Annotated in this window: 26 protein-coding genes; 19 read left to right on the forward strand and 7 right to left on the reverse strand. The window is 68.5% G+C overall.

The window, feature by feature from the left end; all coding sequences use genetic code 11:
* Positions 1-18: 18 nt before the first annotated feature.
* The gene (locus WS87_RS16410) at positions 19-525 is read left to right on the forward strand and encodes a YbaK/EbsC family protein (RefSeq protein WP_059819876.1); all 507 of its coding nucleotides are present in this window, start codon (positions 19-21) and stop codon (positions 523-525) included.
* A complete protein-coding gene (locus WS87_RS16415; RefSeq protein WP_006762224.1) occupies positions 522-728 on the forward strand; it encodes a DUF1289 domain-containing protein in 207 nt (68 codons plus the stop codon). Before WS87_RS16410 ends, WS87_RS16415 begins: the two co-directional genes overlap by 4 nt.
* 220 nt (positions 729-948) lie before the next feature.
* Here WS87_RS16415 and WS87_RS16420 read toward each other — a convergent pair whose 3' ends face one another.
* Positions 949-1,851, reverse strand: coding sequence for a DMT family transporter (locus WS87_RS16420; RefSeq protein ID WP_059819877.1), 903 nt, complete (start codon positions 1,849-1,851; stop codon positions 949-951).
* Between the two features lie 113 nt (positions 1,852-1,964).
* On the opposite strand from WS87_RS16420, the gene WS87_RS16425 reads away from it, so the two are divergent.
* Entirely contained in the window at positions 1,965-2,459 is a 495-nt protein-coding gene (locus WS87_RS16425; RefSeq protein WP_059523896.1) for an Lrp/AsnC family transcriptional regulator, read from the forward strand.
* A 48-nt stretch (positions 2,460-2,507) separates the two neighbouring features.
* On the opposite strand, the gene WS87_RS16430 is transcribed toward WS87_RS16425, so the two are convergent.
* Positions 2,508-3,404: an alpha/beta fold hydrolase gene (locus tag WS87_RS16430; RefSeq protein WP_059819878.1), complete on the reverse strand. Its 897-nt coding sequence runs from the start codon at positions 3,402-3,404 to the stop codon at positions 2,508-2,510.
* A 279-nt stretch (positions 3,405-3,683) separates the two neighbouring features.
* Here WS87_RS16430 and WS87_RS16435 point away from each other — a divergent pair, with 279 nt between their 5' ends.
* Positions 3,684-4,643: an NAD(P)H-dependent flavin oxidoreductase gene (locus WS87_RS16435; protein WP_059819879.1), complete on the forward strand. Its 960-nt coding sequence runs from the start codon at positions 3,684-3,686 to the stop codon at positions 4,641-4,643.
* 119 nt (positions 4,644-4,762) lie between these two features.
* On the opposite strand, the gene WS87_RS16440 is transcribed toward WS87_RS16435, so the two are convergent.
* The 3 genes from WS87_RS16440 to WS87_RS16450 all read right to left on the reverse strand — a co-directional run bounded on the left by WS87_RS16440 (position 4,763) and on the right by WS87_RS16450 (position 7,819).
* A complete protein-coding gene (locus tag WS87_RS16440; protein ID WP_059523890.1) occupies positions 4,763-5,725 on the reverse strand; it encodes a LysR family transcriptional regulator in 963 nt (320 codons plus the stop codon).
* 173 nt (positions 5,726-5,898) lie between these two features.
* Positions 5,899-6,975, reverse strand: coding sequence for a porin (locus WS87_RS16445; RefSeq protein ID WP_059819880.1), 1,077 nt, complete (start codon positions 6,973-6,975; stop codon positions 5,899-5,901).
* 346 nt (positions 6,976-7,321) lie between these two features.
* Complete coding sequence (locus WS87_RS16450; RefSeq protein ID WP_059820001.1) at positions 7,322-7,819, reverse strand: hypothetical protein; 498 nt, start codon at positions 7,817-7,819, stop codon at positions 7,322-7,324.
* 346 nt (positions 7,820-8,165) lie between these two features.
* Here WS87_RS16450 and WS87_RS16455 point away from each other — a divergent pair, with 346 nt between their 5' ends.
* The 6 genes from WS87_RS16455 to WS87_RS16480 all read left to right on the forward strand — a co-directional run bounded on the left by WS87_RS16455 (position 8,166) and on the right by WS87_RS16480 (position 15,201).
* Positions 8,166-9,209 carry a bile acid:sodium symporter family protein gene (locus WS87_RS16455; RefSeq protein ID WP_059819881.1) on the forward strand — a complete coding sequence of 348 codons (1,044 nt, stop codon included), beginning with the start codon at positions 8,166-8,168 and terminating at the stop codon, positions 9,207-9,209.
* Positions 9,210-9,502: 293 nt separating this feature from the next.
* Positions 9,503-11,341: an EAL domain-containing protein gene (locus WS87_RS16460; protein ID WP_059819882.1), complete on the forward strand. Its 1,839-nt coding sequence runs from the start codon at positions 9,503-9,505 to the stop codon at positions 11,339-11,341.
* 338 nt (positions 11,342-11,679) lie between these two features.
* Positions 11,680-12,699: a LacI family DNA-binding transcriptional regulator gene (locus WS87_RS16465; RefSeq protein ID WP_059819883.1), complete on the forward strand. Its 1,020-nt coding sequence runs from the start codon at positions 11,680-11,682 to the stop codon at positions 12,697-12,699.
* Positions 12,696-13,976 (forward strand): AGE family epimerase/isomerase, encoded by a 1,281-nt coding sequence (locus tag WS87_RS16470; protein ID WP_059819884.1) that lies wholly within the window; start codon positions 12,696-12,698, stop codon positions 13,974-13,976. Before WS87_RS16465 ends, WS87_RS16470 begins: the two co-directional genes overlap by 4 nt.
* Positions 13,973-14,881 (forward strand): carbohydrate kinase family protein, encoded by a 909-nt coding sequence (locus WS87_RS16475; RefSeq protein WP_059819885.1) that lies wholly within the window; start codon positions 13,973-13,975, stop codon positions 14,879-14,881. The genes WS87_RS16470 and WS87_RS16475 overlap by 4 nt, the downstream gene beginning before the upstream one ends.
* A 98-nt stretch (positions 14,882-14,979) precedes the next feature.
* Entirely contained in the window at positions 14,980-15,201 is a 222-nt protein-coding gene (locus WS87_RS16480; protein ID WP_059523876.1) for a hypothetical protein, read from the forward strand.
* Positions 15,202-15,278: 77 nt separating this feature from the next.
* On the opposite strand, the gene WS87_RS16485 is transcribed toward WS87_RS16480, so the two are convergent.
* Complete coding sequence (locus WS87_RS16485) at positions 15,279-15,473, reverse strand: DUF2905 domain-containing protein (protein WP_059819886.1); 195 nt, start codon at positions 15,471-15,473, stop codon at positions 15,279-15,281.
* 13 nt (positions 15,474-15,486) lie between these two features.
* A complete protein-coding gene (locus WS87_RS16490) occupies positions 15,487-16,677 on the reverse strand; it encodes a class I SAM-dependent methyltransferase (protein ID WP_059819887.1) in 1,191 nt (396 codons plus the stop codon).
* Positions 16,678-16,690: 13 nt separating this feature from the next.
* Between WS87_RS16490 and WS87_RS16495 the strand changes: the two genes are divergently transcribed.
* From WS87_RS16495 to WS87_RS16535, 9 genes are all read left to right on the forward strand, one after another.
* Positions 16,691-17,434 (forward strand): SDR family oxidoreductase, encoded by a 744-nt coding sequence (locus WS87_RS16495; protein WP_059819888.1) that lies wholly within the window; start codon positions 16,691-16,693, stop codon positions 17,432-17,434.
* A gap of 78 nt (positions 17,435-17,512) precedes the next feature.
* Positions 17,513-17,917, forward strand: a complete 405-nt coding sequence (locus WS87_RS16500; RefSeq protein ID WP_059450683.1) for a dihydroneopterin aldolase — start codon at positions 17,513-17,515, stop codon at positions 17,915-17,917.
* Complete coding sequence (ttcA, locus tag WS87_RS16505) at positions 17,914-18,909, forward strand: tRNA 2-thiocytidine(32) synthetase TtcA (RefSeq protein WP_059819889.1); 996 nt, start codon at positions 17,914-17,916, stop codon at positions 18,907-18,909. Before WS87_RS16500 ends, ttcA begins: the two co-directional genes overlap by 4 nt.
* 134 nt (positions 18,910-19,043) lie before the next feature.
* The gene (glmU, locus tag WS87_RS16510) at positions 19,044-20,405 is read left to right on the forward strand and encodes a bifunctional UDP-N-acetylglucosamine diphosphorylase/glucosamine-1-phosphate N-acetyltransferase GlmU (protein ID WP_059819890.1); all 1,362 of its coding nucleotides are present in this window, start codon (positions 19,044-19,046) and stop codon (positions 20,403-20,405) included.
* 54 nt (positions 20,406-20,459) lie between these two features.
* Positions 20,460-22,277, forward strand: a complete 1,818-nt coding sequence (gene glmS, locus WS87_RS16515) for a glutamine--fructose-6-phosphate transaminase (isomerizing) (RefSeq protein WP_059819891.1) — start codon at positions 20,460-20,462, stop codon at positions 22,275-22,277.
* Positions 22,278-22,407: 130 nt separating this feature from the next.
* Positions 22,408-22,773, forward strand: a complete 366-nt coding sequence (locus WS87_RS16520) for a type II toxin-antitoxin system RelE/ParE family toxin (protein WP_059523861.1) — start codon at positions 22,408-22,410, stop codon at positions 22,771-22,773.
* Positions 22,766-23,086 (forward strand): helix-turn-helix domain-containing protein, encoded by a 321-nt coding sequence (locus WS87_RS16525; protein WP_059523859.1) that lies wholly within the window; start codon positions 22,766-22,768, stop codon positions 23,084-23,086. Before WS87_RS16520 ends, WS87_RS16525 begins: the two co-directional genes overlap by 8 nt.
* Positions 23,087-23,174: 88 nt before the next feature.
* Complete coding sequence (locus tag WS87_RS16530) at positions 23,175-23,645, forward strand: hypothetical protein (RefSeq protein ID WP_059819892.1); 471 nt, start codon at positions 23,175-23,177, stop codon at positions 23,643-23,645.
* Positions 23,645-23,863 (forward strand): hypothetical protein, encoded by a 219-nt coding sequence (locus WS87_RS16535; protein ID WP_059450688.1) that lies wholly within the window; start codon positions 23,645-23,647, stop codon positions 23,861-23,863. The genes WS87_RS16530 and WS87_RS16535 overlap by 1 nt, the downstream gene beginning before the upstream one ends.
* The last annotated feature ends 88 nt before the right edge of the window (positions 23,864-23,951 follow it).

Raw genomic sequence — 23,951 nt, forward strand, 5'->3', positions numbered from 1 at the left:
GACATTGACGGATTCTCCATGACGACACCCGCTTCATTCGACTCTCTCCCCGATTCCGCGCGACGCGTCGCGCTGCTGCTGCGCGAACGCGGGCACGCGAAAGGGATCGTGATGCTCGCCGAAACCGGCAAGACTTCCGCCGAGGCCGCGGCCGGGCTCGGCTGCGAGGTCGCGCAGATCGCGAAGTCGATCCTGTTTCGCCGCGAATCGGACGGCCTGCCGGTGCTCGTCGTCGCGAGCGGCGCGAACCGTGTCGACGAGAAGAAGGTCGCCGCGCAAGTTGGCGCGGTCGGCCGCGCCGACGCGAAGTTCGTGCGCGACAACACCGGCTACGCGATCGGCGGCGTCTGCCCGATCGGCCATCTCGTCGAACCGGTCACGCTGATCGACGCCGACCTGCTCGAACTGGACAGCCTGTGGGCGGCCGCCGGCCATCCGCACGCGGTGTTCAACCTGTCGCCGCAGGAACTCATCTCGCTGACCGGCGCGCCGGTCGCCGACGTCGCGCTGCGCAACGACGCATGAGCGACGTGCCGGTACCGGTCGGGACGGTCGCGTCGCCGTGCACCGACGTATGCAGGATCGACCCGCGCACCGACTGGTGCGCGGGCTGCCTGCGCACGCGCGACGAGATCAAGGGATGGCGCGCGTCGGACGACGACGCGAGGCGCGCGTTGCTCGCACGGCTTGACGCGCGGCGGCGCCTGCTCGCGCGGAGCGGCGCATAAAAAAATGCCGTTCGGCCTGCTTGGCGAACGGCATGAGATCGGAATCCTGTGAACGTGATCAACGTCACAGCCCGCATCATACGAGCGACGCTGCAGCGTCGCATCGGGTGTTTCCCTACAACTTCTTACAGCGGTTTGCGCACGCAACCTTCGTTCCCGGACGCGGCGCCGGCGGGTGTCGGCAACCTGCCGTAGCCACAAGCCGAAACGCACGACCGTTTCAGTTGCCGACCGCCGCGCGACGCGCGGGCACGATGCGCCAGCCGAGGTTCACGCCGGCCGCCGCGAGCAGGATCAGCAGCGCGCCGAGCACCTGCGTCCACGCGAGCGTCTGCCCGAACGCGATGCGATCCACGATGATCGCGACGACCGGATAGACGAACGACAGCGCGCCCGTCATCGCGACCGGCAGCTTCTGGATCGCACCGTACAGCAGCACATACATCACGCCGGTGTTCACGACGCCGAGCACGACGAGATCGACCCACTGCGCGGCCGTCGCGGGCAACGTGTCGAAGTGCGCGAACGGCGCGAGCAGCACGATGCCGAGGCCGGCCTGCAGCAGCGCGAGCAGGTGCGGCGGCGTGCCCTTCAGATGCTTCGTGACGATCGACGACACCGCGTACAGGAACGCCGCGCCGAGCGACAGCGCGACGCCTTCGAGATATTCGCCGGGCACCGCGAGCACGGCCGGCTCGACGCGCACCACGCATACGAGCCCGATGAAGGCGAGCGCGAGCCACGCGATCGTCGACGCGCTGATCCGTTCGCGGAACACGATCGCGCCGAGCGCGACGAGCATGAACGGCTGCGTGTTGTAGACGGCGGTCGCCATCGAGATCGACGCGCGCGAATACGCGGCGAACAGCAGCAGCCAGTTCGCGACGATCGCGACGCTGCCGAGCGCCGCGAGCACGAGCATGCGCGGCGAGAACAGCGCGCGGCGCAGGAAGCCGAGAGCCGCGCAGACGATCGCGAGCGTCGCGGCGCCGAACAGGCAGCGGAAGAACACGACGTTGGTGAGCGGTTGCTGCGACGACATCACGAGCCAGCCGATCGTGCCGGACATCATCATCGCGACGACCATCTCGGCGGCACCGCGGCGGATTTCGTTCGAGGCCATCATGGACTCCGTTTGACGAGAGGGGATGACTTCGATTCTAGGAACTTGCTTTCCGCGCATCCACGACTAAACTGAAGCGAAAACACCGATTCACCTTCGAAAGCAAAGCGATCATGTCGAAACGCCTTTCCCCGCCCGCCGTCGCGTCGCTGGACGCGACCGACCGCGCGATCCTCGCGGCGCTCGCCGAGGATGCGCGCATCGCCACCAGCGAACTTGCGCGCCAGATCGGGCTGTCGGCGCCCGCGACCGCCGACCGCGTGCGACGGCTCGAAGCGCAGGGCGTGATCGCGGGTTTCACCGTCGAGCTCGACCCGCGCGCGCTCGGCTACACGCTGCAGGCGATCGTGCGCGTGAAGCCGCTGCCGGGGCAGCTGCATCTCGTCGAGGAAGTGTTGCGGCGGATTCCGGAATTCGTCGAATGCGACAAGGTGACCGGCGAGGACTGCTTCATCTGCCGGCTCTATCTGCGCACGATCGAGCACCTCGACGACATCCTGTCGAAGGTGACGGAGCGCGCCGAAACGAGCACGGCGATCGTGAAATCGACGCCGGTGCCGCGCCGCCTGCCGCCGCTCGTCGACGACGATGCCGCCACGCGCCGCTGATCGTCGCCACGCGGCAAGCACCGCGCTGGCCGCGGCGGGTGGCGTCGCTCACGCGGCCGCGTCGCGCGCCTCGAAGAACGCCAGCAGCTCGTCGATCAGTGCGACGGGCGCCTCCTCCGGAATGTAGTGCCCGCAATCGAGCGCGCGGCCGCTGACGTCGCGCGCGACGCGCCGCCATTCGTCGAGCGGATCGAAGCAGCGCCCGACGATCCCGTTTTCGCCCCACAGCACGCGCAGCGGGCACGCGACCTTGTTGCCGCGCTCAAGATCCGCGCGGTCGTGCTCGAGATCGATCGTCGCCGACGCGCGGTAGTCCTCGCACATCGCATGCACCGCGCCCGGCTGCGCGAGCGCGGCGCGATACGCGGCGAGCGCCTCCGGCGCGAACGGCGCGAGCCCGGCGGACCGGTTGCCCATCACGCGCTCGATGTACGCGTCGGTGCGGCCTTCGATCAGCGTTTCGGGCAGCGGCGCCGGCTGGATCAGGAAGAACCAGTGGAAATACGCAGTCGCGAACGCGCGGTCGGTCTGTTCGTACATCGCGAGCGTCGGCGCGATGTCGAGCAGCATCATCCGTTCGACGGCCGCCGGATGATCGAGCGCGAGCCGGTGCGCGACGCGCGCGCCGCGATCGTGCGCGCAGACGTGGAATTGCTCGAAGCCGAAATGCCGCATCACGGAGACCTGGTCGGCCGCCATCGCGCGTTTCGAATACGGCGCATGCCGCGCGTCGCTCGGCGGCTTGCCCGACGCGCCGTAGCCGCGCAGGTCGGTCGCGATCACCGTGAAGTGATTCGCCAGCGTCGCGGCGACGCGATGCCAGATCATGTGGGTTTGCGGATGGCCGTGCAGCAACAGAAGCGGCGGCCCCGCGCCTCCTTTGACACCGAAGATGTCGGTGTCCTGCACCGTCACGCGAAACGGTGCAAACGCCTCAAACGACATGGTTTGTTTCTCATTGGTTTGTTATGGCGGGTATTGTAGGAGCGCCCGGCCGACTGCTGCGCGCGGCAGATGCCCGAATGCGTAGAAAGAGAACACTCACTCGATTGTCGCCATGCCGCGTCGTTTGCTAAGCTCGCGTAGAATCGCACGACCGTTCGTATTAATATGAGCGCATCGCCGCACCGCTACACTCGAAGCACCGTTCGACCGCCAAGCATTGATGCCGGCATCGGCGCGACAGCACCGCATCCGGCCGCCCCTCGAGACTGGAGACATCACATGGCATTGCCCGCCGTCCTGCAGAACCTGACGCTGCCCGTCATCGCGTCGCCGATGTTCATCGTCAGCTACCCCGAACTCGTGCTCGCACAGTGCAAGGCGGGTATCGTCGGATCATTTCCCGCGCTCAACGCCCGTCCGGCCGAACTGCTCGACGAGTGGCTCACGCAGATCCAGTCCGAGCTCGCAGACCACAAGGCGAAGCACCCGGATGCGGTGATCGGCCCGATCGCGGTCAACCAGATCGTCCACCAGTCGAACGTACGGCTCGAGCACGACGTGCGCGTGTGCGTCGACCACAAGGTGCCGATCTTCATCACGAGCCTGCGCGCGCCGGCGCGCGAAATCGTCGACGCCGTGCACAGTTATGGCGGCATCGTGCTGCACGACGTGATCAACCTGCGCCACGCGCAGAAGGCGCTCGAAGCCGGCGTCGACGGGCTGATCCTCGTCGCGGCCGGTGCCGGCGGCCACGCGGGCACGACGTCGCCGTTCGCGCTCGTCGGCGAAGTGCGCAAGATGTTCGACGGGCCGATCGTGCTGTCGGGCTCGATCGCGAACGGCGGCTCGATCCTCGCCGCGCAGGCGATGGGCGCCGACCTCGCGTACATGGGCACGCGCTTCATCGCGACGCAGGAAGCGCACGCGGTCGAGGACTACAAGCGCGCGATCGTCAACGCGAAATCGTCCGACATCATCTACACGAACCTCTTCACCGGCGTGCACGGCAACTACATTCGCGAGAGCATCGAGAAGGCCGGCCTCGATCCGGACGCGCTGCCGGAATCGGACAAGTCGAAGATGAATTTCGGCGGCGACAAGGCGAAGGCGTGGAAGGACATCTGGGGTGCCGGCCAGGGCGTCGGCCTGATGGACGACCTGCCGAGCGTCGGCGCGCTCGTCGAGCGGCTGAAGCGCGAGTACGACGACGCGAAGGCACGGCTCGGCATCGCACGCTGACGCGGGCGGCGGATTGCGCCGCCGCCGCCGCGCATGACGTCGGGCAAAAACAAAAAAGCGCGAACCGCAACGGCTCGCGCTTTTTTTTTCATGTCCGCCGCGCAGGCGGTAGACGGCGGTCAGCCTGCGCGCTTGATCCGCGTGATCGGCAGCACGCGCAGGCGCGCCTCGATCGACGGGCACAGCGACTGCCCTTCGAAGCGTGCGGCGAGGAAGTCGACGAACGAGCGCACCTTCGCGGACACGTGGCGGCGGCTCGCATACACCGCGTAGATCGGCGCCTCGTGCGGCGGCACCGAGTCGAGCAGCACCGGCACGAGACGGCCGGATTCGATGTCGTCGCCGATCACCTCGGTGCCGAGCAGCGCGATGCCCGCGCCGGCGAGCACCGCCGCGCGCAGCCCCTCGAGATGGTTCACGATCAGGTTGCCGTTCAGGTTCACGCGCGACGCGGCGGCCGCGTCGATCACCAGCGAATCGAGCATCGTCGAATTCGAATCGCGGCGCAGGTAATTGTGATGCGCGAGATCGGCAATCGTCTGAGGCGTGCCGTGCTTCTCCAGATATTCGGGCGACGCGACCAGCAGGATATGTGCGGTGGCGATCTGCCGCGCGACCAGCGACGACGATTTCAGCCCGTTCGGCGCCGCGCGCACCGCGACGTCGTAGCCTTCCTCGATCAGGTCGACCACGCGATCGGACAGCGTCATGTCGACGGTCACGTCCGGGAACCGGCCCGCATAATCGGTGACGGCCTGCATCACGTGCCGCAATCCGAACGCGGACAGCGACGTCACGCGCAGGCGGCCCTGCGGCACGACGCTCGCGGCGCCGACCGCCTGTCCGGCTTCGTCGAGTTCCGACAGCGCCTGCACGAGGCGCTCATAGTATTCGCGTCCCGCCTCGGTCGGCGCGACACGTCGTGTCGTGCGATGCAGCAGCCGCGCGCCGAGCTGCTGCTCGAGATGCATCACGTGCTTGCTCGCCATCGCGGCCGACATCTGCATGCGCTCGGCCGCGCCGACGAAGCTGCCCACTTCGACGACGTAGCGAAACACATTCATGCTGACGAGGGTATCCATCGAACTAGCTCGCAATTCCTGGTAATCATGCAATTACGAGATAGGGTAACAAAGGCAAGGAAACAAGAAGGTCAACAAAGGCAAAACGGCGCCGCGGGAAGCGGCGCCGTTTCGGGGGCGGAAGACCGGCAGGCGGGACGCGCGCTGCGTGTGCGCGTCCGGCAAACGAATCGTCAGAACTTCGCGCGGATGCCCGCGCCGAACGTGTTGCCGCTCGACAGGCCGCTGATGTGGTCGTTCATGTAGGCAGCGTAGACGTCCGTGCGCTTGGACAGCGGATAGTCGTAGCCGACGGCCCAGGTCTGGCGCGTCTGGTCGAGGCCGCCGCCGTCGCGCGAGTACGCATACGACGCCATCGCATTGCCGACGCCGAGCGGCACCGACACGCCGCCCTGCGCGGTGTTCACGTGCCAGCTGCCGGCAACCTGGTCGTTCTTCGTATACATGTACTGGCCGAACAGCTTCACGTACTTCAGGTCGTAGGTCGCGCCGACCAGCCCGATGCCCTGGCTCTTCATGCCGGTCACGAGCGAGCTCAGGTCCTGCGGGCCGTTGTTGAAGTTCACGTACTGGTACACGGCGGTCGCCGCGAACGGGCCGTTCGCGTAGTTGAACTGCGCGCTCCATTTCTTCGAGCGGTTGTCGCCGGCCGTGTTGCCGAGCGCGTACATCGCCCCGAAATTCAGGCCACCGAACGAAGGCGACGTGTAGGACAGCGCGTTGTTCCAGCCCGAATCGCCGACCGCGCCCTGGTCGCTCGGATAGGTCGGGAACGTGCCGAGGCCGAGGAACACGTGGTACACCATCGGCGAGAAGGTGTACGAATCGTAGAACGGGTTGAACAGGATCGTCGACAGGAACAGGTGCGTCGTCAGGCGGCCTGCCGTCACCGTGCCGTACGGCGAGCTGACGCCGACGTATGCGTTGCGCGCGAAGAACGTGTCGCCCTGGAAGCGGCCGAACTGGCCGTTCTGCGCACGGAAGAAGCTCTCCAGCGTGAAGATCGCCTTGTAGCCGTTGCCGAGATCCTCTGCGCCGTGCAGGCCCCAGTACGACGTCGACATCCCGCCCCCCGACACGTTCCATGCGCGATCGCCGCCCGGGAACTTGGTTGCGCCGACCCATTCGTCGACCTGACCGTAGAGCGAGACGCTCGACTGCGCGTGGACGGGTGCGGTTGCGGCCACGCAGGCGGCCGCGGCGATCAGCTTGACGGACGTGCGCGACGCACGGCGAGCGAATGCTTTCATGGGATCTCCAGGTTTTGTCGAATGTCGATAAGTGGCGCGAGCGTTGTTTTTTGGAGCCGATTGCTTGCGTCGTTCGGGGCGCAGCCATCTTTACGGATCGTGCGTCCGGTCAAAATTGCGCACACTTATTGCGGGTATAGCAGCGGCATTAACTTCGCGGAATCGGCACATGGCCAGGCGCGCCGCAGCGGCCGCGCGCGGAGCGGGCACGCGACGGGACGGCCGCGGGGCGCGCGCGTGCCGGGCGCGAAAGATAGCGCAATGCGGCGGGAAAATCAGCGGAAATATGCGCGCGACTGTGGCGAATTCGCATCACCGCCGGCGGGGGGACGAACGCGCGGGGCGCTCAGTTTCGGTAGAACGGGGAGAAAAACGGCGAGTGCGAAGGTTCTTCCTGCGCGCGGGGGGGCGGCATCGGACGGCCGCCGCGCTCTTCGTTGTAGCGCGCGACGTCGGCGCGGATCGAGCCGGCGCGCAGCGGCACGTTGCCGCCGCCCTGCGGGCGCGGCATCTGGCGGGAGTCGGCGCTGATCGGACGATACGGGCTTTGCGCGGCGTAATGGCCGTAGGACGGCGTCGGCCGCAGCCCCCAGCGGGAACCGTAACCGCTCACGCCGCCGGCACGCGCGCCGCCCGGCGGCAGCGCCCGGCGCCATACCGGCGCGTTGCCGGCCGGCTGGCCGAAAGCGCGCATGTCGCCGCCACCGAAACCGTGACCGAAGCCGTGACCGCCGCCGAACGCCTGACCGCCGTGCGGCGGTTGCGCGAGCGCGAGCGGCATCAGCAGTGCGCCGAGCACGCCTGCCACCCATCGTCCGACCTTCCGTTTCACCCGTTCCGTCATCATTCAGTGCCTGTTACCGCTCGCCGCCGGTCGTTTCCGGCCGACGCAAGCCTTTCAGCAGTAATTTATGAGCGGCCCGAAACGGTGTCGAGCCAAAAAGTGTTAGGTCGCGGGCATCGGTGTAACACCATGTTACTGCTAGGTTTTTTCACTTCAGGGCGCAATCGCGGCAGAACATTCTTCTGCCGTTTTGCGCATCGGCCGCCCCTCTCTGGCGCGCGCCGCCCTATGCCGTCGATTCATCAATCGATTCACACAATGAATTTGTGTATTGAATAACCAACCGGGACAATATCGGCTTCGCGCGCGCGACATGCGCGCCTGCCGTTTCCGAATCGAGTTCCCGATGGCCCGTCCCCGTTTTCTTCCCGACAACTTCACGCTCGCGCTGGTCGGCACCGTCGTGCTCGCGAGCCTGCTGCCGTGCCGCGGCCCGGCCGCCCACGCGTTCAACTGGGCGACCAATATCGCGGTCGGCCTGCTGTTCTTCCTGCACGGCGCGAAGCTGTCGCGCGAAGCCGTCGTCGCGGGCGCGACCCACTGGCGGCTGCACGCGGTCGTGCTGCTCAGCACGTTCGCGCTGTTCCCGCTGCTCGGCCTCGCGCTGAAACCCGTGCTACAGCCGCTCGTCACGCCGGCGCTCTACGCCGGCGTGCTGTTTCTGTGCACGCTGCCGTCGACGGTCCAGTCGTCGATCGCGTTCACCTCGATCGCGAAGGGCAACGTGCCGGCCGCCGTGTGCGCGGCATCCGCGTCGAGCCTGCTCGGAATCTTCGTGACGCCGGCGCTCGTCGGGCTAATGATCACGTCGCAGTCGGCCGCGGCCGCGTCGCCGTGGAGCACCGTCGGGAGCATCGTGATGCAGCTGCTCGTGCCGTTCGTCGCCGGCCAGCTGCTGCGGCCCGTGATCGGCGGCTGGATCGAACGCAATCGCGGCGTGCTGCGTTTCGTCGACCAGGGCTCGATCCTGCTCGTCGTCTACGTCGCGTTCAGCGAGGCCGTGAATCAGGGGCTCTGGCACCAGATGCCGGCGCGTGCGCTCGGCGGCCTGCTGGTCGTCAACGTCGTGCTGCTCGCGATCGCGCTGGTGCTGACCACGTTCGTCAGCAAGCGGCTCGGCTTCAACCGCGCCGACCAGATCACGATCATCTTCTGCGGCTCGAAGAAGAGCCTCGCGGCCGGCGTGCCGATGGCGAAGGTGATCTTCTCCGCGCAGGCGGTCGGCGCGATCGTGCTGCCGCTGATGCTGTTCCACCAGATCCAGCTGATGGCGTGCGCGGCACTCGCGCAGCGCTGGGGCGCGCGCGACATGCGCGGCGAGCGTGACGGCGACGAGGGCGCGGCCGGTGCCGCACGCGAACGCGGCGCGCTGAGCGCGGGCAAACGCTGACGCGGGAGGCTGCGTGGCCGGCATGGCTGGCCGCGCGGGTGGATTCGCCTCTTTCTCGTTACGCCTTTCGCTTTCCGCTTTCCGCTTTCCGCTTTCCGCTTTCCGCCTTCCGCCTTCCGCCTTCCGCCTTCCGCTTTTCGCTTCCCGCTTCGTCCGCTTTCTTCGCCGCACCACCGCCCGCCCAAAGCGACGCATGCACCATCGACGCGCATCGCGTCACGAAATCTTCATTCAATTCTCCGCGCGCGCTGCCGTTAAAGTCGGGCGTCCCGTCGCCTCGGCCGCCCTCGCCCATGTCCGCGCCTCATCCCGCCCCGTCCACCGTCTCAACCACGCGCCTGATCGCGGAGCGTGCGCTCGCGGCCGTGTTCCAGCCGATCGTCGACCTCGGGTCGGGCACGGTCGTCGGCTACGAAGGCCTGATCCGCGGCCCGCGCGGCACCGACCTCGAGACGCCGGCCGCGCTGTTCGCGCAGGCCGCCCGCGACGGCGCGACCGTCGCGCTCGAACAGGCGGCCGCCCTCACCTGCCTCGACGCGTTCGCGGCGCTCGGCTGCGACGGCAAGCTGTTCCTCAACTTCAGCGCGAACACGATCCTGCAACTCGCGCGCGAACGCGCGCGCGCGCGGCAACTGCTCGGCCGCGCGCGGGTCGGCGCGGAGCGCATCGTGATCGAGCTGACCGAGCAGACCGCGATGCCGGACGTCGCGCACATCGGGCCGGCGGTCGCATCGCTGCGCGACGCCGGCATCCAGTTCGCGCTCGACGACTACGGCACCGCGAACGCGAGCATGAACCTGTGGCTGCGCCTGCACCCGGACGTCGTGAAGATCGATCGCTTCTTCATCCACGACATCGCGCGCGATCCGCTCAAGTTCGAGGCGGTCCGGGCGATGCAGCACTTCGCGCACGCGAGCGGCGCGAAGCTGATCGCGGAAGGGATCGAGAACGAGTGCGACCTGATCGTCGTGCGGGACATGGGCATCTGCTGCGTGCAGGGCTTCCTGCTCGGCCGGCCGGATGCGCGACCGTCGCGGGTCGTCGCGCCGGCCGCGCGCGACGCGATCCGCGCACCGCACATCGCGGTGTTCCCCGGTGCGACCCGCGCCGTGCGGCCCGCAAGCACGATCGCGGCGAAGATGCTCGTCCCCGCGCCGGCGTTGCCGCGCGACGCGACCAGCAACGACGTGCTCGACCTGTTCAACCGGATGCCCGGCCTGCACGCGGTCGCGCTCGTCGAACGCGGGCAGCCGGTCGCGCTCGTGAACCGGCGCGGCTTCATCGACCGCTTCACGCTGCCTTACCACCGCGAGGTGTTCGGAAAGAAGCCGTGCCTGCAGTTCGCGAACGACGCGCCGCTGATGATCGACAACGCGACGACGGTCGAGCAGCTCGCGATGCTGCTCGCGAGCCACGACCAGCGCTATCTCGCGGACGGCTTCGTGATCACCGAGCACGGCCGCTACGTCGGGCTCGGCACCGGCGAGAGCCTCGTGCGCGCGGTGACCGAGATGCGCATCGAGGCCGCGCGCTATGCGAATCCGCTGACCTTCCTGCCCGGCAACATCCCGATCAGCGCGCACATCGAGCGCCTGCTGGCGCGCGACGCCGGCTTCCACGCGTGCTACGTCGACCTGAACCAGTTCAAGCCGTTCAACGACCAGTACGGCTACTGGCAGGGCGACGAAGTGCTGAAGTTCGCGGCGACGGTGCTGGCCGGCGTGTGCGATCCGCAGCGCGACTTTCTCGGGCACGTCGGCGGCGACGATTTCCTCGTGCTGTTCCAGCGCGACGACTGGCACGCGCGGGCGGCCGACGCGATCGCGCGCTTCAACGACGGCGCGCAGCGTTTCTACACGCAGGCCGACCGGCTGGCGGGCGGGCTGCGCGGCGAGGACCGCCACGGCAACCCCGCATTCTTCGGTTTCGTCACGATGGCGATCGGCGCGGTCGGCGTGCCGGCCGGCGCGAACGGCGCGATGCGCTACGGCAGCGACGAGATCGCGTCGGTCGCGGCGCTCGCGAAGCGGCGCGCGAAACAGCAGCCGGGCGGGCTCGCGGTCGTCGATCTCGATGCCGGCCGCGCGGCGCTGCGCGATCGCGGCGGGCCGCCGCAGGCGGCGGCGGGCTGAACCGGCGGGCGGTTGCCGGATGCAAGCGGGCTGCCGGCCGGCAAGGACGGCGACGACGGTGCCTCGCGCGCGCCCGATTGCCGGCAACGGCTTGCCGTCCGCCTCGCCCGCCCCTCGCGGACCGGGCCTCCGAACGCGTGCGCCCCTCCAGCACCGCCCCTTTCCGTGCGATCGCCTTGCCTTTTCCGCGTTTTGTTTAGTATTTTTAGTAACGTCGTTTTCGCAGATTAGCGCGTAAAAACCCGTTATTTCCGGGTATTCCCCGGTTATCCGGCCCGAATTTGGCTCGGCGTTTTACTATACAATCGCCGTCACCCTAAACAAACCGGACCCGAACGATGGGCACCACCATTCGCGACGTAGCGCGGGCGGCAGAGGTCTCGATCGGCACCGTCTCCCGCGCGCTGAAAAACCAGCCGGGCCTGTCGGAAGCCACGCGGGCGCGCATCGTCGAGATCGCGCAGCAGCTCGGCTACGACCCGGCCCAGTTGCGCCCGCGCATCCGCCGGCTCACCTTCCTGCTGCACCGCCAGCACAACCGCTTTCCCGCCAGCCCGTTCTTCTCGCACGTGCTGCACGGCGTCGAGGACGCGTGCCGCGAGCGCGGCATCGTGCCGACGCTGCTCACGGTCGGCCCCAACGACGACGTGCTGCGCCAGATGCGCCCGCATGCGCCCGACGCGATCGCGGTGGCCGGCTTCATCGAGCCCGAGACGATCGAGGCGCTCGCCGCGACCGGCCGGCCGCTCGTGCTGATCGACCTGTGGGCGCCCGGCCTGCGCTCGGTGAACATCGACAACGCGACGGGCGCGGCGCTCGCGATGCGCCACCTGCTCGCCACCGGCCGCTCGCGGATCGCGTTCATCGGCGGCTCGGCCGCGCACTTCAGCATCGCGCAGCGCGCGATCGGCTATCGCCGCGCGTTCTTCGAGGCCGGGCGGCTGTTCGATCCCGCGTACGAAGTGACGATCGACGCCGGGCTCGACCCCGACACCGGCGCCGCGCGCGCGATGCAGCAACTGCTCGACGCGCCCGGCCCGCGCCCGGACGCCGTGTTCGCGTACAACGACGCCGCCGCGCTGGCCGCGCAGCGCGTGTGCATCGCGCGCGGCGTGCGGATTCCGGAAGACATCGCGATCGTCGGCTTCGACGACATCCCGGCCGCCGCGCACGCGAATCCGCCGCTCACGACGCTCGCCGTCGACAAGGAAGCGCTCGGCCGCCGCGGCGTCGAACTGCTGCTCGCCGAATCGCCCGAGCGCACCGAGATCTCCCTGCCCGTCGAACTGATCGTACGGGCCAGCAGCCAGCCCGCCGGCTCACCGGCACTCGATACCGCCACGGTCACCGAATCATGAACATGCCCCCGGTCCAATCCAGCACGGCCGCGCCGGCCGCCCACGCGCAAACGGCACCGTTCGTCGCGAGCTTCCGCGATCCGTCGTTCCTGCTGTCGCACATCGAGGACACGCTGCGCTTCTACGCGCAGAACGCGTTCGACCCGACGGGCGGCTTCTACCATTACTTCCGCGACGACGGCAGCATCTACAACCGCACGTCGCGGCACCTGGTCAGCAGTTGCCGGTTCGTCTTCAACTACGCGATGGCGTACCGGCATTTCGGCGATCCGCGCCACCTCGACTACGCCCGCCACGGGCTGCGCTTCCTGCGCGACGCGCACTGGGACGAAGCGCTGCAGGGCTACGACTGGGAACTCGACTGGCGCGACGGCGCGAAACGCGCGACGCTCGACGGCACGCGCCACTGCTACGGGCTCGCGTTCGTGCTGCTGGCCGCCGCGCACGCGACGATGGCCGGCATCGACGAAGCGCGCGCGCTGATCGCGTCGACCTACGAGCTCGCCGAGCACCGCTTCTGGGACGCGGCCGCCGGCCTCTACGCGGACGACGCGACGCCGAACTGGAACGTGTCGTCGTACCGCGGCCAGAACGCGAACATGCACATGACGGAAGCGCTGCTCGCGGCGTACGAGGCGACCGGCCATCTCACCTATCTCGATCGCGCGGAAAAACTCGCGACCCACATCACGCAGCGCCAGGCTTCGCTGTCGGGCGGCCTCGTGTGGGAGCACTACCATGCGGACTGGTCGGTCGACTGGGACTACAACAAGGAAGACAGCTCGAACATCTTCCGTCCGTGGGGCTTCCAGCCCGGGCACCAGACCGAATGGGCGAAGCTGCTGCTGATCCTGGAGCGGCACCGCCCGCTCGACTGGCTCGTGCCGCGCGCGGCCGAGCTGTTCGACGCGGCGCTCACGCATGCGTGGGACGCCGATCACGGCGGCCTCTGCTACGGCTTCGGCCCCGACTTCACGATCTGCGACCACAACAAGTATTTCTGGGTGCAGGCGGAAACCTTCGCGGCGGCCGCGATGCTCGGCGCGCGCACCGGCAGCGAGCGCTTCTGGGACTGGTACGACGAGATCTGGCGCTACAGCTGGGCGCATTTCGTCGATCACCGCTACGGCGCGTGGTACCGGATCCTCACCTGCGACAACCGCAAGTACAGCGACGAGAAAAGCCCGGCCGGCAAGACCGACTATCACACGATGGGCGCATGCTACGACGTGCTCGCGACCCTCGCGCGCGCGGCGCGCAGCGAGCCGACGCAATGAGCGGCGGCACCTTTCCGGCCTTCGTGTCGGCGGGCGACATCCTGACCGACATGGTGCGCGCGGGCGACGCGCAGTGGACCTCGGTGCCGGGCGGCGCCGGCTGGAACGTCGCGCGCGCGGTCGCGCGGCTCGGCGTGCCGAGCGCGCTCGCGGGCGCGATCGGCGAAGACTGCTTCTCCGACGTGCTGTGGCGCACCAGCGAGGCGGCCGGGCTCGACCTGCGCTTCCTGCAGCGCGTGCCGCGTGCGCCGCTGCTCGCGATCGTCCATGAGACGCGGCCGCCCGCGTACTTCTTCATCGGCGAAGCGAGCGCGGATCTCGCGTTCGACCCGGCGCGGCTGCCGGCCGGCTGGGCCGCACACGTGAAGTGGGCGCACTTCGGTTGCATCAGCCTCGTGCGCGAACCGCTCGCGGGCACGCTCGTCGCGCTCGCGGCGGAGCTGCACGCGCGCGGCGTGAAGATCAGCTTCGATCCGAACTACCGGAACCTGATGACGGCCGCGTACCGGCCGACGCTCGAGAAGATGGCCGCGCTCGCCGACCTGATCAAGGTGTCCGACGAGGATCTGCGCCACCTGTTCGGCGGCGACGGCCCGGATGAGGTCGCCGCGGTGCGCGCGCTGAATCCGCGCGCGGCGGTGCTCGTCACGCGCGGGGCGCAGCCGGCGACGCTTTACGCGGACGGCGACGTGCTCGAAGCCAGTCCGCCGCGCGTCGAGGTGGTCGACACCGTCGGCGCAGGCGACGCGTCGATCGGCGGCATGCTGTTCAGCCTGATGGCCGCGCCGCAGCGGACGTGGCGCGAGCATCTCGCGTTCGCGCTCGCGGCGGGCGCCGCCGCGTGCCGGCATACGGGCGCGCATGCGCCGACGCTCGACGAGGTCGTCGCGCTGCTCGAACGGTGACGGGACGATGACGGCGCGCTGATCGGTCGCCGATTAGCGGCGCTGTACATGCTGCGCCGCAGTGCTACGATGAAGTGTCCTATTGCGGGAGAGGCACGATGGACACGAACACGTTCACGAAAGGCATCTACACGGCCAAGGCGCACACGCAGCACGCCGCCAACGGACAGTTCCAGGGTTACGTGATCCTCGCCCGGGACGACGGCGACGAAACGGAAAACATGCGCTACGACGTCCACACGACGAGTCCGAGCGAGGAAGAGGCGTTCAACGAAGCGAAGGCGCTCGCGCACCGGATCCTCGGCGAAATCGAGCTGTGACGCGCGTACCGTGATGCGCCGAACCCTCACACGTGCGCCGCGGCGCGGTCACGGCGCGCCGCCGCGTTCGGCGCGGCTCAGAGCAGCCGCGCCACCATCGACACCAGCATCGTCAGCACCAGCGTCGACATGAACGGGAACGGGTAGCGCCGCCCGCCGAGCGTCAGCGTGACGTCGCCCGGCATCCGCCCGATGCCGACCTTGCCGAGCCACGGCCAGCAGCGCGTCAGGATCATCACCGCGACGAACGACGCCATCAGCCAGTGCAGCATCCCGAACTCCCCGTCAGAGCGCGTGCGAGCGGTCGCCGCGCGCGAATGCGTCGAGCGTGCCGTCGATCCCGCGCGAGAACGCGATCACCTTGAACAGCTCGCCCATCTCGGCTTCCGAGATCAGCTTCTGCACCGCGTTCGCGGCCGGCAGGAACTGGTGGATGTCGGACGGATCGATCGCGGCCAGCGCGTCGGTGATGCCCGCGTTCAACAGGAAACGCGCCTGCGACGTGTAGCCGAGGAGGTCCGCGCCGGTCGCGACGCCCGCGTCGTAGATGCCGGTGAATTCGACGTGCGCGGTGATGTCCTGCAGCCCCGGGTACAGGAACGCGTCGTCATGCGCGTGGTGGCGGTAGTGGCACATCAGCGTGCCGCGGTCGCGCTGCGGATGGTAGTACTCGTGCGCGGGGAACCCGTAGTCGACCAGCAGCACCGCGCCGCGCCCGAGCATCGTGCATACGGTACGCGTGAACGCCAGCGCGGCTTCGTGCGTCTCGGTCACGTAGCCGTCGTCGACGTCGAGCGTCGCGAGCACCGGCGGCAGGCCGGCCGCACCGGCGGGCCGGTCGTCGAACACGAACGCGTGCCGCGCGTCGAGCGCGACGCCGCGCTCGAGCCACGCGCCGCCCGCCTTCGCGAAGAGGCGCACCGGCATCGCATCGAGCACCTCGTTGCCGACCACGACACCGTCGAAGCGCTCGGGCAGCGCGTCGAGCCAGCGCACCTTCCCGGCGAGCGCCGGCGCGACCGCCGCGATCGTGTCGCGCTGCCGTTCGCGCAGTTCGCCGGACAAGTCGACGATCAGGTATTCGTCGAGTTCGACGCCGAGCGCATCGAGCGCCGCGAGCAGCCCGGCCGCGAGCTTGCCCGTGCCAGCACCGAACTCCATCACGCGGCGCGTGCCGCTTGCCGTCAGCGCTTGCCCGACGGGATTCGCGAGCGTCTGCGCGAACAGCGGCGACAGCTCGGGGGCCGTCACGAAGTCGCTGCCGTCGTCGGCGCGGCGGCCGAACTTGCGCGCGCCGCCGCTGTAATAGCCGAGGCCGGGCGCATACAGCGCGCGCTCCATGAAGCGGTCGAACGGCAGCCAGCCGCCGGCCGCCGCGATCTCGTCGCGCAGTTGCGCGGCAAGGGTTTCGGACTGCGCGAGCGCGTCAGGGCCGGGAGCAGGTAAACTAGCGGGTTCGTGAGCTTTCGGGTTCATCCCGGCATTGTAAATGACCGTTTCAGCCGATACGTCGACCCCGCGCATCGCGCTCGTCGCCGGCGCGCTGGGCAGCGCGGCCGACGCCGCGTCGCTCGGTCGTGCGCTCGCGACCGGATTCGCGCAGCGCGGCTGGGACGTCGCGCTGCAGCGCAGCCCCGGCGCGCCGCGCGCGGCCGCCGACGCGCTCGTCGCCGAAGTCGCCGCCCACGGCCGCCGTGCAGCCGTGCTCGACGCCGATCTGGCCCTGGAAACCGACGCGGCCGCGCTCGTCGCCGCGTGCGGCGCGGCGCTCGGCCGGCCCGCCTGCGCGGTGTTCGTGAGTGCCTGCGCCGGCACCGACGACGCGCACACCGTGGACGGCGCATCGCTCGCCGCTGCGCTCGCGCGCAACGTGACGGCGCCGCTCGCGCTGGCCCGGGCGCTTGCCGACGCGACGCCCGACGCCGCGCGCGACGACGAATCGCTGCGCGCGTGCGCGATCCACGTGCTGGATCAGGCCCTGTTTCACTCGGCGCCGGCGCAACTGTCGCATGCGCTGATGCAGGCCGCGCTGAACCGCGCGACCGCCGCGCTGGCGCTGGCCCTCGCGCCGAAGGTGCGCGTCGCGGCGCTCGTGCGCGGCCATGCGCCGCACGCGAACGACATCGCGGCGGCGGCCTGCTATCTCGCGAGCGCGCCCGGCGTCACGGGCGCGACGCTGACCGTCGACGGCGGCGAGCACCTGGTGCCGCACGCCGCCGGCCCGAATGAATGAACTGCGCGGATCGCGCGGCCTGATCGCCGCCGCCCGCGCCGCTTTGCGTGCGCGCACGCCAATTTGACTGGGACGACCATGTTTTCCGCTCTCCTGCACCCCCGCCTCGCGGACTGCCGCAGGCTCTACCTGCGCGACTACGAGGTGCACATCAACATCGGGGCCTTCGAACACGAGAAGCGCGGCGAGCAGCGCGTCGTCATCAACGTCGACCTGTTCGTGCCGCTCGCGCTGTCCACCCCCGTCGACGACCGGCTGCATGAAGTCGTCGACTACGACCTGATGAAGCAGAGCGTCGCGCAGTGCGTGGCGCGCGGCCACATCCACCTGCAGGAAACGCTGTGCGACGCGATCGCCGCGAACCTGCTGGCGCACGACGCCGTGCGCGCGGTACGCGTCTGTACCGAGAAACCGGACGCCTATCCGGACTGCGACGCCGTCGGCGTCGAAGTCTTTCGCATCAAGGACGAGGAGCGCGCATGAACGCCCCCCACATGAACGACACGGCGGCCGATGGCGCCGCCATCGAAGCCACCGCCGCCGACACCGGCCGCCGCGCGCTGACGCGCCGCGAGCAGAAGGAAGCGTACGAGAACAACAAGCTGTTCAAGCGGATCGTGCGCCAGGTCGGCCAGGCGATCGGCGACTACAACATGATCGAGCAGGGCGACAAGGTGATGGCGTGCCTGTCGGGCGGCAAGGACAGCTACGCGATGCTCGACGTGCTGCTGCGCCTGCGCGAGCGCGCGCCGATCGACTTCGACATCGTCGCGGTCAACCTCGACCAGAAGCAGCCGGGCTTCCCCGAGCACGTGCTGCCCGAGTACCTGACGCAGGTCGGCGTGCCGTTCCACATCGAGAACCAGGACACCTACAGCATCGTCAAGCGGCTCGTGCCCGAAGGCAAGACGACCTGTTCGCTGTGCTCGCGGCTGCGCCGCGGGATCCTGTACCGCGTGGCCGGCGAGCTTGGCGCGACCAAGATCGCGCTCGGCCACCACCGCGACGACATCCTGCAGACGCTGCTGCTCAACATGTTCTACGGCGGCAAGCTGAAGGGCATGCCGCCGAAGCTGCAGTCGGACGACGGCAGGAACGTCGTGATCCGCCCGCTCGCGTACGTGAAGGAAACCGATCTCGAGAAATTCGCCGAGTTGCGCGAATTCCCGATCATCCCGTGCAACCTGTGCGGCAGCCAGCCGAACCTGAAGCGCGCGGAAATGAAGGCGCTGATCCGCGAATGGGACAAGCGCTTCCCGGGCCGCGTCGACAACATGTTCAGCGCGCTCGCGAACGTCGTGCCGTCGCACCTGATGGATACGACCCAGTTCCCGTTCGCGTCGCTGCGCGCGACCGGCGAGGCCGATCCGCAGGGCGACATCGCGTTCGACGAGGAGCCGTGCGCGTCCGGCGACGAGACCGCCGCGCCGGGCTCGGCGAAACCGATCTCGATCGTCCAGTTCGACGACCTGTAAGCAGGGCCTGAACACCCGCCGGAACCGGGGCCGCGGCCGCGTTCCGGCGCTGTCGCCCCGCCGCGACAGGCCCGGAACGACGGGGGCCGCATGCTAAAATGGACGGCTTCGAACTCCTCTGACAAGCTGGCGCCATGAATATCGTGATTTTGGCGGCAGGCACCGGCAAGCGCATGCGTTCCGCGCTGCCGAAAGTGCTCCATCCCCTGGCCGGCAGGCCGCTTCTCTCCCACGTCATCGCCACCGCGCGCACGCTGCAGCCGTCGCGGCTCGTCGTCGTCGTCGGTCACGGCGCCGAGCATGTCCAGGCCGCTGTCGCCGCGCCCGACGTCCAGTTCGCGGTGCAGGCCGAGCAGCTCGGCACCGGCCACGCGGTACGCCAGGCGCTGCCGCTGCTCGATCCCGCGCAGCCGACGCTGGTGCTGTACGGCGACGTGCCGCTCACCCGCGCGTCGACGCTGCGGCGTCTCGTCGACGCCGCGCGCGACGGCCGCTACGGAATTCTGACCGTCACGCTCGACGACCCGACCGGCTACGGCCGCATCGTGCGCGACGCGTCCGGCTTCGTCACGCGCATCGTCGAGCAGAAGGACGCGTCGCCCGAGCAGTTGAGGATCGCCGAGATCAACACCGGCATCATCGTCACGCCCACGGCGCAGCTGTCGATGTGGCTCGGCGCGCTGAAGAACGAGAACGCACAGGGCGAGTACTACCTGACCGACGTCGTCGAGCTCGCGATCGAGGCCGGCTTCGAGATCGTCACGGCGCAGCCCGACGAGGAATGGGAAACGCTCGGCGTGAACAGCAAGGCGCAGCTCGCGGAGCTCGAGCGCATCCATCAGCGCAACGTCGCCGATGCGCTGCTCGTCGACGGCGTCACGCTCGCCGATCCGGCGCGGCTCGATGTGCGCGGCACGCTGCGCTGCGGCCGCGACGTGTCGATCGACGTGAACTGCGTGTTCGAAGGCAACGTGACGCTCGCCGACAACGTGACGATCGGCGCGAACTGCGTGATCCGCAACGCGTCGATCGGCGCGGGTACGCGCATCGACGCGTTCACGCACATCGACGGCGCCGAGCTCGGCGCGAACACCGTGATCGGCCCGTACGCGCGGCTGCGTCCGGGCGCGCAGCTCGCCGACGAAGCGCACGTCGGCAACTTCGTCGAGGTGAAGAACGCGGTGATCGGCCACGGCTCGAAGGCGAACCACCTCACCTACATCGGCGACGCCGACATCGGCGCGCGCGTGAACATCGGCGCGGGCACGATCACCTGCAACTACGACGGCGCGAACAAGTTCCGCACCGTGATCGAGGACGACGTGTTCGTCGGCTCCGACACGCAGCTCGTCGCGCCGGTGCGCGTCGGCCGCGGCGTGACGATCGCGGCCGGCACGACGATCTGGAAGGACGTCGCCGAAGGCGTCCTCGCATTGAACGAGAAGACGCAGACCGCGAAGAGCGGCTACGTCCGCCCGGTCAAGAAGAAGAGCTGAACCTTTAGCGGGCGCCCGGACGGCGCCCGCGTCGACTTACAGGATTGACCATTCATGTGCGGCATTGTCGGCGCAGTTGCGCAGCGTAATATCGTTCCGGTGCTGATCGAAGGATTGCGGCGCCTCGAATACCGTGGCTACGATTCGTGCGGCGTCGCCGTGCTCGAGCCGGGCGCGCCGAAGCGCGCGCGCAGCGTCGCGCGCGTCGCCGATCTCGACGCGCAGGTGCAGGAATCGCATCTCGAAGGCACGACCGGCGTCGCGCACACGCGCTGGGCGACGCACGGCGCGCCCGTCACGCACAACGCACACCCGATCTTCTCGTCGAACGCGCTCGCGCTGGTGCACAACGGCATCATCGAGAACTTCGAGACGCTGCGCGAAGCGCTGCGCGCGAAGGGCTACGAGTTCGTGTCGCAGACCGACACCGAAGTCATCGCGCACCTCGTGCACAGCCTGTATCGCGGCGACCTGTTCGCGGCCGTGCGCGAAGCCGTGCAGCAGCTGCACGGCGCGTATGCGATCGCGGTGACGCACAAGGACCAGCCGCACACCGTCGTCGGTGCGCGCCAGGGTTCGCCGCTCGTCGTCGGCCACGGCGACGGCGAGAACTTCCTCGCATCCGACGCACTGGCGCTGGCCGGCAGCACCGACCGCTTCACGTTCCTCGAGGAAGGCGACGTGTGCGAACTGTCGCTCGACGGCGTGAAGATCGTCGACCGCCACGGCGCGCTCGCGCAGCGCGAGATCCGCGTCGTCAGCGCATACGGCGGCGCGGTCGAGCTGGGCCCGTACCGCCACTTCATGCAGAAGGAAATCTTCGAGCAGCCGCGCGCGATCGGCGACACGGTGCCGCAAACCGAAGCGTTCGACGCGACGCTGTTCGGCGAGGCGGCCCCCGCCGCGTTCGCGAACATCGACAGCCTGCTGATCCTCGCGTGCGGCACGAGCTACTACTCGGGCCTCACCGCGAAGTACTGGCTCGAATCGATCGCGAAGATCCCGACCCAGGTCGAGATCGCGAGCGAATACCGCTACCGCGAGTCGGTGCCGAACCCGCGCCAGCTCGTGCTGGTGATTTCGCAGTCGGGCGAGACGGCCGACACGCTCGCCGCGCTCAAGCACGCGCAGTCGCTCGGCCACACGCATACGCTCGCGGTGTGCAACGTCGCGACGAGCGCGATGGTGCGCCTCACCGAGATGCAGTTCCTGACGCACGCGGGCACCGAGATCGGCGTCGCGTCGACCAAGGCGTTCACGACGCAGCTCGTCGCGCTGTTCGTGCTGGCCGCGACGCTCGGCAAGCTGCGCGGGCACGTCGACGCCGCGCAGGAAGCGCAATTCCTGAAGGAGCTGCGCCACCTGCCGGCCGCGCTGAACAGCGTGCTCGCGCTCGAGCCGCAGATCATCGCGTGGTCGGACGAATTCGCACGCAAGGAAAACGCGCTGTTCCTCGGCCGCGGGCTGCACTACCCGATCGCGCTCGAAGGCGCGCTGAAGCTGAAGGAAATCTCGTACATCCACGCCGAGGCCTATCCGGCCGGCGAACTGAAGCACGGGCCGCTCGCGCTCGTCACCGAAGCGATGCCGGTCGTGACGGTCGCGCCGAACGACACGCTGCTCGAGAAGCTGAAGTCGAACATGCAGGAAGTGCGCGCACGCGGCGGCGAGCTGTACGTGTTCGCGGATGCCGACACGCAGATCGTCAACGACGACGGCCTGCACGTGATCCGGATGCCGGAACACTACGGGCAGCTGTCGCCGATCCTGCACGTCGTGCCGCTGCAGCTGCTCGCGTATCACACCGCATGCGCGCGCGGCACCGACGTCGACAAGCCGCGCAACCTCGCGAAGTCGGTGACGGTGGAATGACGCGTGCCTCCCGCGAGGGAGGCCAGTGGCCCGTCAGGGCTGAGTATCCGCGTGAAGCAGGCCATTCGGCCAGGTCGAGATATATACCACTTGGTGGTATATAATCCTGTGCTAATTTGACTGGCTCGACATGTCTGCTTCCGTACGACGCGTGTTCAAGACGAAGTGGTTTCACAAGGCAGCAGGAAAAGCGGGAATCGCCGATGGCGAACTGTGCCGCGCAGTGCGACAGCTGGCGCGGGGCCAGGGCGTCGATCTTGGAGGCAACGTCTGGAAGAAGCGTCTGGACGGGAATCGTCAGCGCGGCATCGTGCTGGGCAAGGTCGGGCATACGTGGGTGTTCGTGTTCCTGTTCGCCAAGTGCGACCGTGACAACATCGACGCTCACGAACTGCGCGCCTTCAAAAAGCTCGCAGCGGATGTCGGTCGACGCACCGACGTCGACATCGCGACACTGGTCGCACTGAACGAGTGGGTGGAGATTTGCAATGGCTAAGAGCCGATTCAAGAGCGACGCGACGGAGGCGGTCCACAGCGCTGCGTCGGGTCTCTATCGCGCACGGCAGATCGACAAGAAGACAATGCGCGAATACGACGTCCTTTGCATCGAAGCGGCGCCGAAGTTCGATCCGGAAGCGATCGCACGCATCCGTAAGTCGGTCAATGTCAGCCAGAGCGTGTTCGCGCTCTACCTGAACACGACGACGTCGACGATTCGCCAATGGGAACAGGGCGACAAGCGGCCGAGCGGTATCGCCGCGCGCATGTTGCAGATCGTCGAGAAACACGGGCTCGAGGTATTTTCGTGAAACGTGCTCCCCGAGCACGGATGAGCGGCCGCCTTCTCACCGGGCACCGCAACGCGACGCGAGCCGCACGCAAGATGACGGAGAGACCATGGTAAGACTGTTTGGATGCGGATTGCTGGCGCTGAGCTTCGCGTCGACGGGCTGGGCGGCCGAGCACTACGTCGAAGTCTGGAACCCGCCCGAGGCGCGGTTGCAGGCGGCGCGTACGCCGGATGCCCGTACGCCGGCAGCGCGCCCGGGTGCCGACGCGCACGCGGGCGGCAAGACCGTGGAAAAGCACGCGAGCGTGCAGCCGAAGGCTGCGGTCAAGCTGCACAAGCGCCGCGTCGCACAAGCCGTGAAAACCGTGCCGCATCGACCGACCGCCGCGACGGTCGAAACACCGGCCGCACCGCGCCCGGTCGCGCAGCCCGCGCCGGGCCGGCTCACGGTGATGCAGCCGGCCATGCCCGATACGCCGCACGCACTCAAGTTCTCGGACATCCCGCGGCAATACACGCCGGACGGCAATGTGCTGCGTGTCGGCACGGGCAGCCGTTCCGCGGAGGTGACGCGATAATGGAAGCGCAGACCTATCACGGCTACCAGATCTGGGGCCATTCGATCCTGCAACAGGATGAAATCCTGCAGCCCGAACGCTTCGCGGCGAGCGGCACGATCACGCAGAACAATCGGCTCGTCGAAGCGTCGGGCGTGCTCGGCGTGTTCGACACCGAGGACGAAGCGCGCGAAGCGGGGCTCGAATGGGCCCGCGCATGGATCGACAACCATCGCTGAACGGGCCGCGCGGCCGCGCGCGCGCCGTCATCAACGCAAGAAAAAAGGGGCGTCCATGACGCCCCTTTCTGCATTCGGCCCCGGCCCG

This window comes from Burkholderia sp. MSMB0856, assembly GCF_001524645.2.
Taxonomy (GTDB): domain Bacteria; phylum Pseudomonadota; class Gammaproteobacteria; order Burkholderiales; family Burkholderiaceae; genus Burkholderia; species Burkholderia diffusa.